Genomic DNA, 12,752 nt, shown 5'->3' with positions numbered 1-12,752 from the left:
CCGTTTCTCTCGTGCGTCGGCGCGGACTTAAGGAATCAGGCAGAGGGCATGCCGCCCGCGTAACCGATATTGCGCAGCAGCGCCGCAAAGGAGGCCACCACACCGGGGGTGTTGTAGAGCTGGGGCGCCGTCTGCACCGCAATCACGCTCACCTGGTTGCCGGTGCTGCGGCCCGTTTTTTTATCGAAATACTGGGCCAGGTCGTCGCTGGCGTTGGAGAACCCGCGCCCTGTGCTCTCGGAGTAGTAGCAGATCGAGTCGGGCGCGATGATGTCGGGCGTGGTGCTCGCCGCCGAATACATGATCAGGTTCTCGTTGAGGTTGTAGAGGTAATGCGTCTCGGTGCTCTGGGCCGGGTCTGGCGCATTGTCCAGCCGGATGATGCCCGAGTCCAGCGACGCGCTGGAGGTGGACTGGGTGACCGAGGTCATGAAAAAGTTGGTGACCACGGCGCGCGCCGCACGGCCGGTGAGGTTCTGGATACCCGCCGCCACGGCCTGGGTGCTGAGCGGCGTGACCGCCTGCAAGAGCTGCAGGCCCAGCTGCCGGGCTTGCTCCAGCGTGCCCGGGATGTAGCTGCCCGACAACGCGAACTGGTTGCCCGCGCTGGAGGGCCACATCGCAATGCCCGAGTACCCGCCAAAACCGCCCACCACCCCGCCCGCCAGCGACTCGATGCCCGACGCCGTGGCAGAGCCCAGCACCGCATACTCCGCCGCCTCCAGCGTGGACGCATCGCTGGCCAGCACAGCGGGGCTGGGCGCGGGCCCGTTGGGGGCGGTGAAGGTGGTCTGGGGCAACTCGGGCACCGCGCGGCCCGCGCCGTCGCCATTGACCACCCAGATGCTGCCGCCCGACATGGCCGCGCCGATCAGCGGCACCAGCGAATTGATGGGCCCGATCTCCACCGGGATGAAGGCGCCCGGCTGCATGCCGGTGTACGCCTGCATCACGGCCACGGTGTTGTTGATGGAGTTCTGCACCGCCGTGAGGGTGAGGTTGTCGGCCGCGTCGGGCGAGCCCATGATGGCCAGCACACAGGCGTTGGTGGCGCCGTCGTAGTCCTGCACCTGCACCGTGCCGGTGTAGCCCTGGTCTGCCAGCTGCTGCACGATGGCGCAGGCGTCGTGGTAACTGCCGCCGCCGCCACTGGCCAGCACGGCCGCCCCGGCCGCGATGGCCCGGAAGTCGGTCAGGCCATAGAAATAGACATTGCCCATCGGGCACCCCTCTCTTTTTTTGAATGGGAAGCACGATATCCCAGCCCCGTCGAAAGTCAATGACCGGGATACCACGGGGGGATCGGCGCCACGGCAGGGCCTGCACTCTGGTTTACGGGGGCATCATCGCCTATGCTGTGCACCAGTTGTATTTGCCATTGCCCACCATGAGCCTCCCCGATAAATCCACCGTCTACGGCACCGAAGACCTTTTGATCAGCCTGTGCAACTCCGTCACCCGCGTGCTGGGCGTGGCCACACACAGCCAGATCCACTATTCCGGCATGGTGCAGCGCATCAGCAAGACCTGCCTGAAACCCGACATTGGCTGCTTTGTGCTGTTTGACGGCGGCTTCTCTGGGCTGGTGATCATCAACTTCTCGGGCCAGGCGGCGATGGAGCTGTACGCCAACTACCTGCTGAACATGGGCATGTCCAAGGACGACCTGGTCAGCTCGTACACATCGGACGAGGTCAGCAACGTGATGGGCGAGCTGATGAACCAGGTGGTGGGCGACTTCACCGGCAAGGTGCGGCGCGAGCTGCAGACCCACATTACGCAGAACCAGCCCAAGATGCTGGTGCTGAACAAGCAGGTGCAGCTGTCGGTGGACGCCAACCTCGACAAGCCCGAGGCGCGGCGCGTGACCTTCTACACCAGCAACAACAACATCTTCTACCTCGAACTCGCCATCGACCGCACCGAGTTCATCAAGCTCTACGACTTTGAAGCGCAGGAGGCGCCCGACCCGGACGCACTGATGGCCCAGTCGCAAGAAGCCCCGCCCGTGCCCGCCCCACCGCCCGCCGGCCAGGACGACACGGATGCGCTGCTCAAGTCCCTGGGCATGTAGAAACACTACAAAAAAGATAGCTACCCACGCATGAAACACTAGCGCTTTCAGCCAATTTGGCTCATAAGGAGCGCCCAGAGTGGCTGCGTCGTCCCTCTGGGCGGCTCAGCGCGCCTGTCCTACACCCGCCGTCACGATGCACTGACCGCTCTGCCAGGTCACGGGTCTAAGCTGAAAAGCCCACCTGTTGATCGGAAAGGAGCCCCCATGCCACGTGCCGCCTGGAGCGCCAAACGCGAGCGCCAGTACCAACACATCAAGGACAGCCTGCTGGAGCGCGGAGAGAGCGAAAGCACCGCCGAAGAGATTGCCGCACGCACCGTGAACAAGGAGCGCGCGCAACACGGCGAAGCCCGCACGGCCAACCCCAAGACCCTGAAAGCCACGCCGGCCCCTGTGCGCGGCGGCAAAAACTCGCACCGCGGCCCGCAGGGCCGCACCCGCGAGCAGCTGTACGAAGACGCCAAGCGCGCGAACATCCGGGGCCGATCCCGGATGAACAAGCAGCAGCTGGAGCAGGCCCTGGCGCGATGAACCGGGCGCGGCTCTCGCGCCGCCCCTACTGCCAGCCGTAGCGCCGCACGTACCAGCGCTTCATCACCGTTGTCAGCAGCACATAGCCCGCCAGAATGCCCACCAGCCACGGAAAGTAAGCCAGCGGCAGCGCCTGCAGCTTGAAGTGCCCAGCCAGCGGCCCCATGGGGATGAAGATGCCCACCGCCATGATGAGCACCGTGGCCGTGAGCAGCGGCACCGACGCCACGCTTTGCACAAACGGCAGCTTGGGCGTGCGGATCATGTGCACGATCAGCGTCTGCGTGAGCAGCCCCACCACAAACCAGCCCGACTGGAACAGGGTCTGCGCGCCCTCGTTGTTGGCACCGAACACATGCCACATGACCGCAAAGGTGGTGATGTCGAACACCGAGCTGATGGGCCCGAAGAACACCATGAAGCGGCCGATATCGCCCGGGTTCCACTTCAGCGGGTTGCGGATGAGCTCCTCGTCCACGTTGTCGAACGGAATGGCGATCTGCGACAGGTCGTACAGCAGGTTCTGCACCAGCAGGTGCAGCGGCAGCATGGGCAAGAAGGGCAGGAAGGCGCTGGCCACCAGCACCGAGAACACGTTGCCGAAGTTGGAGCTGGCCGTCATGCGGATGTACTTGAGCATGTTGCTGAAGGTCTTGCGGCCCTCCATCACACCCTCTTCCAGCACCATCAGGCTTTTCTCCAGCAGGATGATGTCGGCCGCCTCCTTGGCGATGTCCACTGCGCTGTCCACGCTGATGCCGATGTCGGCCGCACGCAGCGCGGGCGCGTCGTTGATGCCGTCGCCCATGAAGCCCACCACATGACCGCCCGCGCGCAATGCGCGCACCAGCCGCTCCTTGTGCAGCGGCGAGAGCTTGGCAAACACGTTGTGGGTATCGGCCGCGCGCGCCAGGGCGGCGTCATCCATGGCGTCCACGTCCTTGCCCAGCAGCACAGCCTGCACGGCCAGGCCCACCTCGCGGCAGACCTTGAGCGTCACCAGTTCGTTGTCTCCGGTCAGCACCTTCACGGCCACGCCGTGCGCGTCCAGCGCCTTGAGCGCGGGGGCGGTGGATTCCTTCGGTGGATCCAGAAACGCCACGTAGCCGATCAGCGTGAGGCCCGACTCATCGGCCACGCTGTACACGGTCTGGTGGGGCGGCGTCTCCTTCATGGCCACGGCCACCACGCGCAGGCCCTCGTTGTTCAGGCCGCGCGTCACCTCCAGCACCCGTGCGCGCAGGGTGGCGTCCAGCGGCAGGTCTTGCACGCCGGTGTCTTCCACCACACGCACCTGGGTGCACACGTCCAGCATCTCTTCCACCGCGCCCTTGCAGATCAGCTCGTGGTGGTCGTTGCGCTCGCTGACGATGACCGACATGCGCCGGCGCACAAAGTCGAACGGCACCTCATCAACCTTGCGGTAGTCCTGCGCCAGGCGCAGGTCGGTCTGCAGCTCCACATGCTCCAGCACGGCATGGTCCAGCAGGTTCTTCAGGCCGCTCTGGTAGTGGCTGTTGAGGTAGGCAAAGGCCAACACCTCGTCGCTGTTGTGGCCGAACACGTCGGTGTGCCGCTCCAGAAAGATCTTGTCCTGCGTAAGCGTGCCGGTCTTGTCGGTGCACAGCACGTCCATCGCGCCAAAGTTCTGGATCGCGTCCAGCCGCTTGACCACCACCTTCTTGCGCGACAACAGCACGGCGCCCTTGGCCAGCGTGCTGGTCACGATCATGGGCAGCATCTCGGGCGTGAGGCCCACGGCCACCGACAGCGCGAACAAAAAGGCCTCCAGCCAGTCGCCCTTGGTAAAGCCGTTGACCACCAGCACGATGGGCACCATGACGAGCGCAAAGCGGATCAGCAGCCAGCTCACGCTATTGACGCCTGCCTGAAACGCCGTGGGCGTGCGGTCGGTGGCTGTGACGCGCGTGGCCAGCGTGCCAAAGTAGGTGTGGTTGCCCGTGGCCACCACCAGCGCGGTGGCAGAGCCCGACACCACATTGGTGCCCATGAACAGCAGGTTGGTCGCGTCGAGCGCGCTGGTGCCGGGCTGGCTGCGCTCGGCAAATTTCTCGACCGGCAGTGATTCGCCGGTCATGGCCGACTGGCTCACGAACAGGTCCTTGGCTGCGAGCACGCGGCAGTCCGACGGGATCATGTCGCCCGCCGACAGCACGATGTGGTCGCCCGGCACCAGCTGGTGGATGGGCAGCTCGCGCGGTGTGGCTACGCCACCCATGTCGCTGCGGCGCAGCACCGTGGCGGTGTTGCTGACCAGCGACTTGAGGCGCTCGGCCGCGCGGTTGGAGCGGCCCTCCTGCACGAACCGCAGCAGCGTGGAAAGCACCACCATGGCCAGGATCACGATGGTGGCCTCGTGGTCTTCGGTGAGGTACGAGATCAGTGCCAGCATCGTGAGCAGCACGTTGAACGGGTTCTTGTAGCAGTGCCACAGGTGCAGCCAGGCGGGCAGCGGCTTTTCGTGCTCCACCTCGTTGGGGCCGTGCTGGGCCAGGGCGGCGGCGGCCTGGGCGTCGCTCAGGCCTGCAGGGTCGGACTGCAGGCGCTCGATCAGTGCGGGCAGCTCATCGCTGGCGGCGCGCTGCAGCTCGCGGCTGAGCAGGTCGGGCGAGGTGGCGGGGGTGGGCGCGCGGCCCAGGGTCAGCGTGTCCAGAATCAGCCGCCGCGCAAAGTGGCGGGTGACATGGCGGGTGTGCAAAAAGCGGTCGAACAGGTGGTGCAGGAAGCTCATGGCGGTCTCCCTAGCAGCCAACTCGGACGGCGTTGCGCGTCACGGGCTGTGGTGCCGTGTGCGCAGAAATGTGGATGAAACGGAACATGGTGAGTCACTCCTTCTGGCCCGCAACGGCCAGAGGATGCGGCTCACGCGGTCACGCAAGCCATCTCCTCCGGCCCAGGGCCCGGTATGCAAAGTTCAAGGGGGTGGTGTGGGGTGGCGCTTCAGAGCGCCAGCGCGGGTCTGGGTCCATGGGGCCTCCTGGGGGGTGGTTGGGGTACAGGGCCGGTCGTGGCCAGGTTCAGAGGCTGAGAGTTTTTTGCGCGAGCCCGAAAGGTGGGTCAAAACGCCCCTGATCGAGGCGCAAAGCACAGCCATAGCGCGGGCTATAGCGCGCATTTGCAACCATGGGCAGCGGTGTTTTGGCGCGCGAGGCGGGCATGGGCAAAAGACTCTCAGCCTCTCAGGACTGCCGCGCGCGGCGGTGCGATGCGCGCGCTGGCGGCTGGCTGTGCAGGTAGCAGCGAATGCGGTGCGTGGGCCACAGGGTGGCGCCATCCAGGTCGGCCACGGTTTGCAGGCTGTCAGCCGCCGCACGGGCCGGGCCTTGTGCGCTAGGGGGCAGCTGCGCCCCTGGCTCAGCGCTGGCAGCGCCAGGCGCCACCGCACGCTGGAAAAAGCTGGGCAGGTCTACAACAAAAAAACGCATGGCCATCGTCCTTGGCAGGCAGGACGGAGCACGCAAACGCAGAGATATGCAGGGAGGCGCCGTCACGGCACGCGGGCAACGCCCCGGCGAAGGGGGGCATGGCCTGTGCGGACGGCACAGATGCAACGAAGCGGCAAGACGGGAGAGCCACCCGCACCACCATGGCCAAAAAGGCCAAAGCTGCCCCAATGGGCACACAGGTACAACAGGGGCTGGGAGGGACGGGGCCGGAGCTTGCACAAGGCAACCCACGGCCCGGGAGCGGGCGTCAGGAGGCCTGGCAGGCAGCAGCCGTCACGGCTTGCTGGGTTTCACTGCAACAACTGGCACTTTCCACGCTGGGGCTCCGGAAATGAAGGTGCGCGATTATTGCGCTGCAACATTGGTTGGTCAACGGGTTTTTTGGGCCTCCCTGGCGATGAAGCCGCGATCAGCCCTCGAACTGGGGATGCAGTTGCCGGATACGGTTCATGGCCATGGCGGCCGCTGCGGTGCGGGTTTCCACGCCCAGCTTGGCAAACACGCGTTCCAGATGCTTTTTGACCGTGGCGGGGCTGGCCCCCAGGATGTCGCCGATGTCGCGGTTGATCTTGCCCTTGACGACCCAGTACAGCACCTCGGCCTCGCGCGCCGTGAGCTTGAAGGACAGGCTCATGGATTCGATGATCTTCGCGTCGGACACCTCGCGCATCACGATGAGCCAGTCGCCACCGCCTGCGCTGTCGCCCGCCTGCTGGTGCAGGCGGAAGGTGAGGCGGCGCGCTCCCTGCTCGACCGCCAGGCGCGGCGGCTCGGCCAGCGAAGCCTCCAGCAGCTCGGCCGCGTTGTCGGCCAGCACGTGGCGGCGCAGCCAGGCCTGCACGGGCTCGGGCGCCCACTGGCCAAAGGGGGTGGGCGCGCCATCCGGCCCCACCTCGCCAAAGTAGCTTTGCAGCAGCTCACGCGCCAGCGGGGTCTGCCACACGATGCGGCCATCCACCGCGCGAACGGTGATGCTGGCGTAGCCAAACGCATCGAGTGCGTTGCGCGCCTCGCGGGCCTGGCGCGCGTCCTGCCGGGCCTTGCGGGCAGAGCCCAGGTGCACCCCCATGCGCGCCATCACCTCGCGCGGCTTGATGGGCTTGGTGACATAGTCCACGCCGCCCGCCTCCAGCGCGGCGACCAGGTGCTCGGTCTCGGTGAGGCCAGTCATGAAGATGATGGGGATGTGCGCCGTGGCAGGTGATGCCTTGAGGCGCCGGGCGACTTCAAAGCCGTCCATGCCCGGCATCATGGCGTCGAGCAACACAATGTCGGGCAGGGCCTGGGCCGCACGCTGCAGTGCCGCCTCGCCGTGCATGGCCACCAGCACGGTGTAGCCCGATTCATCGAGTGCATCGTGCAGTACTGCCAGGTTGTCGGGCACGTCATCCACGATCAGCACCACATCGCTGTCGCTGCGGTCCAGCGCGCTGGCGGGTGCTGTGGGGGGGCGAGAGGGAAAGGGGTTGGCAGTGGTCATCACGAGGGGGCCTGCTCCAGGATCTGGCCCATGGCATCGAACTGGAATTGCTTGGCCAGTTGCCGCATAGTGCCGACAAAAGCGCTGTGCGCGGGCTGGCTGCGTTCAATGTCGTCCAGCGTGTTGAGAATGCCCCGGTAGTAGCCCAAGGACACCGCCTGTGCCAAAGCCACCAGCGCAGCGGCATCGGGGTATGTGAGGGGTGCGGGCGCCGCAGACGCCACGGCGGGTTCAGCACCCGCGGGCGCTGTAGTGGCCTCGTCGTATTGCCACTGCAGGCCCAGGCGGCGCTCCAGCCAGTCCAGCAGCTCGCTGTGGCGCACGGGTTTGACGATGAAGTCTTCGGGGCGGATGTCCACGTCGTTGTCGAGCGCCTTGTCGAAAGCATTGGCGGAAACAATTGCACATTGCACATTGGGCAGGTGCATCTGCCGCACGCGCCGCAGCGTTTCCCACCCGTCGATGCCCGGCATGGCCAGGTCCATGAAGATCACGTGCGGACGGTACCCGGTGGCAAGCAGGTCCAGCGCATCGTGGCCGCTGGCAGCCTGGCGCAGCTCAAAGCCCAGCGGCTCCAGCAGCTGCACCAGCAGCTCGCGATCGGGCTCTTCGTTGTCCACCACCAGGATGCGGCGGCGCTCGCCCGCGTAGCCCTTGCGCTGCCGTTGGCCATGGGCAGCCAGGGCCGCTGGCGCTGCGGCCTTGCCCAGCGCATCGCCATGCACCTCGGGCAAGAACAGTTTGACATGGAACACCGAACCCACGCCCGGGGTGCTGCTCACCGTCAGCTCGCCGCCCATGAGCGCAGTGAGCATCTTGGCAATGGTCAGGCCCAGCCCGGCACCTGGTGCGGCCGCCGTGCTGCCACCGCCCGATCCGCCGCGCGCGAAGGGCTCGAAGATGCGCTCGATCTCCTCGGTCGTGAGTCCCGGGCCCGTGTCCTGCACCTCGATGCGTGCCATTTCGCGCGCATAGCGCACGCGCAGGGTGACGGTGCCCTGCGCCGTGAACTTGACGGCATTGCCCAGCAGGTTGATGAGGATCTGGCGCAGCCGCTTGTCGTCGGCACGCACCACCTCCGGAATCACCCCTTGCACGTCGAACGTGAACGCCAGGCCCTTGGCGGCGGCCTGCAGCTCGAACAGGCTGGCCATCTCGTGCAGACCGTCGGCAAAGCGCATGGGCGCCACATCCAGCGTGAGCTTGCCCGACTCGATGCGCGCGATGTCCAGCGTGCCCTCGATGAGCGACAACAAATGCTCGCCCCCACGCCGGATCACGTGCACTGCCTGCTTGCGGTGCGGGGGCACGCCCGCGTCCTCACCCATGAGCTGCGCGTAGCCCAGGATGGAGTTGAGCGGCGTACGGATCTCGTGGCTGATGGCGCTGATGTAGCGGCTTTTGGCCTGGTTGGCCTGGTCGGCGCGCAAGCGGGCTTCCTCGGCCTGCTGCTGGGCGGCCTCTGCCACGCTGCGCGCCGTCTGCAACGCTTCGTCGGTCTGGCGGTGCAGCTCGATCTCGCGCACCAGCAGGCCCGTCTGGCGGTTGGATTCCTCCTGCGCCACCTGGCGGCTCTTGTGCGCCAGCACCAGCCACCACGCCACGATTCCCGAGATGACCAGCAGCGCGAGATAGGCCTTGAGCAGGCCCGAGCGCAGCGCCACTTCTGGGGCGGCCATCACCTCGGTGTCGGTGGCGGCCTGGGCAATGGTGTTGAGCTCCTGGTGGTACAGCAGCCCCATCACCGACGCCAGCAACGGCGCGATCACCAGCATCAGCAGCAGGAAGTGGCCCAGGCCTGTGTCCAGATAGCGCCAGATGGCACGCGGCAGCACCCAGCGCAGCGCAGCCGACCACTGCACCGCCATGCTCGCATGGGGCTTGCACAGGTCGCCGCAGCGCGCGTCCAGTGTGCAGCACAGCGAGCAGATGGCGCCCCGGTAGGCAGGGCACTGGGCCATGTCGGGCGCTTCGTATTCGCGTTCGCAGATCACGCAACGCTGCACGGTGAAGCGCTGGTAGCTGCCCATGTCGGAAGCCCGCGCGCCGGGCACGGGCCCCGCCACAGGCACAGCCACCGACTCGCTCTGCCGCGCGATGTAGTACTTGCCGCGCGTGGCCCAGGCGATCAACGGCGCCGTCACAAAGGCCACCGCCATGGCAATGACAGCCGAGAACGCCTGCGGCAGCGGGCCAAACAGCCCCAGGTGCGCGCTGATGGACAGCACAGACGCCAGCGCCATCGATCCCACACCCACCGGGTTGATGTCGTACAGGTGCGCACGTTTGAACTCAATGCCCTTGGGCGACAGCCCCAGCGGCTTGTTGATGACAAGGTCCGCCACCACCGACATGATCCAGGCGATGGCGATGTTGGAGTACAGCCCCAGCACCTCGCCCATGGCGCGGAACACGTTCATCTCCATCAGCATGAAGGCGATCAGCGTGTTGAACACCACCCACACCACCCGTCCTGGGTGGCTGTGCGTGAGGCGCGAGAAGAAGTTGGACCATGCCAGCGACCCCGCGTAAGCGTTGGTCACATTGATCTTCATCTGCGAGACCACCACAAACAGCGCCGTGGCCGCCACCGCCCACCCATAGTGCGGGAAGACGTATTCGTAGGCCACCAGGTACATCTGGTTCGGGTCCACCGCGCGCTCGGCGGGCACCATGTGCGTGAGCGCCAGCCAGGCCAGCAGCGCGCCGCCCAGCATCTTGAGCACGCCCAGCACCACCCAGCCCGGCCCGCCCACCAGCACCCCCAGCCACCAGCGGCCACGCGTGGTGGCGGTGCGGGCGGGCATGAAACGCAGGTAGTCGGCCTGCTCCCCCATCTGGGTAATGAGCGCAATGCCCACGGTGAGCGCCGCACCAAACAAGGGCAAGTGAAACGTGGCGCCCCGCGCCAATTCACCACCGTAGTGCACCACCCCAGAAAACGCACCAGGATCGCGCACCAGCACGTACACAAACGGCACCACCAGCATCAGCAGCCACAGCGGTTGCGTCCACACCTGCAGGCGGCTGATGGCCGACACGCCGTGCGTGACCAGCGGAATCACCACAATGGCGCAGATCAGGTAGCCCCAGGTGGGTGGAATGTCGAGCGCCAGCTCCAGCGCATAGGCCATCACGGCGGCTTCGAGCGCGAAGAAGATGAAGGTGAAGCTCGCGTAGATCAGCGAGGTGAGCGTGGAACCGATGTAGCCAAAGCCCGCGCCGCGTGTGAGCAGGTCCATGTCCACCCCGTAGCGGGCCGCGTACACGCTGATGGGCAGCCCCGCCAGAAAGATGATGAGCCCCGTGGCCACAATGGCCCAGAAGGCATTGATGAAGCCGTACTGCACCAGCAGCGTGGCGCCCACGGCTTCGAGGATCAGGAAGGATGCGGCGCCGAAGGCCGTGTTGGCCACCCGCCATTCGGACCACTTGCGAAATCGCTGGGGCGTGTAGCGCAGCGCGTAGTCCTCCATGGTCTCGGTGGCCACCCAGCTGTTGTAGTCGCGGCGGACCTTGACCACCTGCTGCGGCGCCTGCGCGTCGGCGTCTGGCCCTGGCACAGGGGCCAAACTGGCGTCGGGCGGGGCAAAGGGGGTGTTGGAGGGAGGCATGGGCAAAGGGCGGCGACAGCCCCTGCAAGTGCAGTTTCCATGCCACGGGTTGCCTTTGTATGCGGTGCACCTTCGCCCTCTGGCGTATGGCGGGCACGGGGCTTGCTGCCTATGATGAATCCACTGCCCTTCGGACCGCATTGCCATCGTTGACGATTGCCCCGTGTGTCCGGCCTGAACAACCCGCTACACGAGCCCACCTCTCCTTACATTGAGCAGAACGACATGGAACTGACCCCTCGTGAGAAAGACAAGCTACTGATCTTCACCGCCGCCCTGCTGGCCGAGCGCCGCAAGGCCCGGGGGCTGAAGCTCAACTACCCCGAGGCGGTGGCCCTGATCAGCGCCGCCGTGATGGAAGGCGCGCGCGACGGCAAGACTGTGGCCCAGCTCATGAGCGAAGGCCGCACCGTGCTGACCCGCGCCGATGTGATGGAAGGCATCCCCGAGATGATTCCGGACATCCAGGTCGAGGCCACGTTCCCCGACGGCACCAAGCTGGTCACCGTGCACCAGCCGATCGTCTGAACCCCCTTCTACTTTCTATTCCCCCTCTTCTCTCTGTGGAGCCCCCATGCGCATCGCCCTCTCACACCGCCACACAGCCGCTCTTCTTTTCATAGCTGCCAGCGCAATTGGTACTAGCGCTAGCGCCCATACCGGTGCTGAATCGCACATCCACAACAGTTTTCTGAGCGGCTTTGCCCACCCCCTGTTCGGCCTGGACCACCTGGCCGCCATGGTGGCCGTGGGCCTGTGGAGCGCCCTGGCCGCCCGCAGCGCCGGGCGCGATCTGCTGTGGGGCCCCGTGGGCTTTGCGGCCATGCTGCTGGTGGGCGCCGTGCTGGGCCTGCAGGGTGTGGCGTTGCCGGCGGTGGAGCCCATGATCGCCGCGTCGCTGCTGGTCACCGGCCTGCTGGTCGTGTCGCGCCTGCGCGTGCCCGGGCTGGTGGCGGCGCTGGGTGTGGGCATGTTTGCCGTCTTTCACGGCGTGGCCCATGGCTATGAGCTGGCAGGCAGCGACAGCGCCTGGTTGACCCTGGCAGGCATGCTCACGGCTACCGTGCTGCTGCACAGCGCAGGCCTGGCCGCTGGCTGGGCACTGCGCCACCGCCATGTGTGGCTGGCCCGCGCTGCAGGTGCTGGGGTGGCTGTGTTTGGTGGAGCGCTGCTGGCGCAGATGGCCTGAGCATTCCCTGCAAGGAGTTTTCATGATCCCCGGCGAACTTCTCACCGAACCCGGTGAACACCTGCTCAACACCGGCCGCCGCACCCTCACGCTGGTGGTGCGCAACACCGGCGACCGGCCCATCCAGGTCGGCTCGCACTACCACTTTGCCGAGACCAACAACGCCCTGGGCTTTGACCGTGCGGCTGCGCGCGGCATGCGGCTGAACATTGCGTCGGGCACCGCCGTGCGCTTTGAGCCCGGCCAGGAGCGCACTGTGGAGCTGGTGGACTACGCGGGCGAGCGCCGCGTGTTCGGCTTTCAGGGCCTGACGCAGGGCGCGCTGTAGCAATTTCAAGCCAAATTGGCAGATAGCGCAGGTATTTATTGCCCAAGCTGCTATCAAAAATAGAGT

At 66.2% G+C, this 12,752-nt stretch carries 10 protein-coding genes; 5 read left to right on the top strand and 5 right to left on the bottom strand.

All coding sequences use genetic code 11. The annotated features are described in order from the left end of the window. Window positions 1-35: 35 nt before the first annotated feature. Complete coding sequence (locus C380_RS05065) at window positions 36-1,220, bottom strand: DUF917 family protein (protein ID WP_015012813.1); 1,185 nt, start codon at window positions 1,218-1,220, stop codon at window positions 36-38. A 167-nt stretch (window positions 1,221-1,387) separates the two neighbouring features. Here C380_RS05065 and C380_RS05060 point away from each other — a divergent pair, with 167 nt between their 5' ends. Together C380_RS05060 and C380_RS05055 are read left to right on the top strand one after the other, a co-directional pair. Next, window positions 1,388-2,074: a DUF3334 family protein gene (locus C380_RS05060; RefSeq protein ID WP_015012812.1), complete on the top strand. Its 687-nt coding sequence runs from the start codon at window positions 1,388-1,390 to the stop codon at window positions 2,072-2,074. A gap of 207 nt (window positions 2,075-2,281) precedes the next feature. Then, entirely contained in the window at window positions 2,282-2,608 is a 327-nt protein-coding gene (locus tag C380_RS05055; RefSeq protein WP_015012811.1) for a hypothetical protein, read from the top strand. Window positions 2,609-2,633: 25 nt separating this feature from the next. Here C380_RS05055 and mgtA read toward each other — a convergent pair whose 3' ends face one another. The 4 genes from mgtA to C380_RS05035 all read right to left on the bottom strand — a co-directional run bounded on the left by mgtA (window position 2,634) and on the right by C380_RS05035 (window position 11,169). Next, window positions 2,634-5,360, bottom strand: coding sequence for a magnesium-translocating P-type ATPase (mgtA, locus tag C380_RS05050; protein ID WP_015012810.1), 2,727 nt, complete (start codon window positions 5,358-5,360; stop codon window positions 2,634-2,636). A 448-nt stretch (window positions 5,361-5,808) separates the two neighbouring features. Next, window positions 5,809-6,054, bottom strand: a complete 246-nt coding sequence (locus tag C380_RS05045; RefSeq protein WP_015012809.1) for a hypothetical protein — start codon at window positions 6,052-6,054, stop codon at window positions 5,809-5,811. A 430-nt stretch (window positions 6,055-6,484) separates the two neighbouring features. Next, a complete protein-coding gene (locus C380_RS05040; protein ID WP_015012808.1) occupies window positions 6,485-7,555 on the bottom strand; it encodes a response regulator in 1,071 nt (356 codons plus the stop codon). Beyond that, complete coding sequence (locus C380_RS05035) at window positions 7,555-11,169, bottom strand: ATP-binding protein (RefSeq protein WP_015012807.1); 3,615 nt, start codon at window positions 11,167-11,169, stop codon at window positions 7,555-7,557. Before C380_RS05035 ends, C380_RS05040 begins: the two co-directional genes overlap by 1 nt. 225 nt (window positions 11,170-11,394) lie before the next feature. On the opposite strand from C380_RS05035, the gene C380_RS05030 reads away from it, so the two are divergent. The 3 genes from C380_RS05030 to C380_RS05020 are packed head-to-tail and all read left to right on the top strand — an operon-like array spanning window position 11,395 to window position 12,686. Then, window positions 11,395-11,697, top strand: coding sequence for an urease subunit gamma (locus C380_RS05030; RefSeq protein WP_015012806.1), 303 nt, complete (start codon window positions 11,395-11,397; stop codon window positions 11,695-11,697). A 46-nt stretch (window positions 11,698-11,743) separates the two neighbouring features. Next, complete coding sequence (locus C380_RS05025) at window positions 11,744-12,358, top strand: HupE/UreJ family protein (protein WP_015012805.1); 615 nt, start codon at window positions 11,744-11,746, stop codon at window positions 12,356-12,358. A gap of 22 nt (window positions 12,359-12,380) precedes the next feature. Beyond that, on the top strand, window positions 12,381-12,686 hold the full coding sequence (locus C380_RS05020) for an urease subunit beta (RefSeq protein ID WP_015012804.1): 306 nt from the start codon (window positions 12,381-12,383) through the stop codon (window positions 12,684-12,686). Window positions 12,687-12,752 lie beyond the last annotated feature (66 nt).

It is taken from the genome of Acidovorax sp. KKS102, assembly GCF_000302535.1.
In the GTDB taxonomy this organism is placed as follows: Bacteria; Pseudomonadota; Gammaproteobacteria; order Burkholderiales; family Burkholderiaceae_C; genus Acidovorax.
Note: the sequence above shows the minus strand (reverse complement) of the source record. Positions and strands in the feature narration are given on the sequence as shown.

Excerpts from the sequence above, each read along its gene's own strand:
- C380_RS05065 (WP_015012813.1), bottom strand. The coding sequence starts at position 1,220 with ATGGGCAATGTCTATTTCTATGGCCTGACCGACTTCCGGGCCATCGCG.
- C380_RS05060 (WP_015012812.1), top strand. The coding sequence starts at position 1,388 with ATGAGCCTCCCCGATAAATCCACCGTCTACGGCACCGAAGACCTTTTG.
- C380_RS05055 (WP_015012811.1), top strand. The coding sequence starts at position 2,282 with ATGCCACGTGCCGCCTGGAGCGCCAAACGCGAGCGCCAGTACCAACAC.
- mgtA (WP_015012810.1), bottom strand. The coding sequence starts at position 5,360 with ATGAGCTTCCTGCACCACCTGTTCGACCGCTTTTTGCACACCCGCCAT.
- C380_RS05045 (WP_015012809.1), bottom strand. The coding sequence starts at position 6,054 with ATGCGTTTTTTTGTTGTAGACCTGCCCAGCTTTTTCCAGCGTGCGGTG.
- C380_RS05040 (WP_015012808.1), bottom strand. The coding sequence starts at position 7,555 with ATGACCACTGCCAACCCCTTTCCCTCTCGCCCCCCCACAGCACCCGCC.
- C380_RS05035 (WP_015012807.1), bottom strand. The coding sequence starts at position 11,169 with ATGCCTCCCTCCAACACCCCCTTTGCCCCGCCCGACGCCAGTTTGGCC.
- C380_RS05030 (WP_015012806.1), top strand. The coding sequence starts at position 11,395 with ATGGAACTGACCCCTCGTGAGAAAGACAAGCTACTGATCTTCACCGCC.
- C380_RS05025 (WP_015012805.1), top strand. The coding sequence starts at position 11,744 with ATGCGCATCGCCCTCTCACACCGCCACACAGCCGCTCTTCTTTTCATA.
- C380_RS05020 (WP_015012804.1), top strand. The coding sequence starts at position 12,381 with ATGATCCCCGGCGAACTTCTCACCGAACCCGGTGAACACCTGCTCAAC.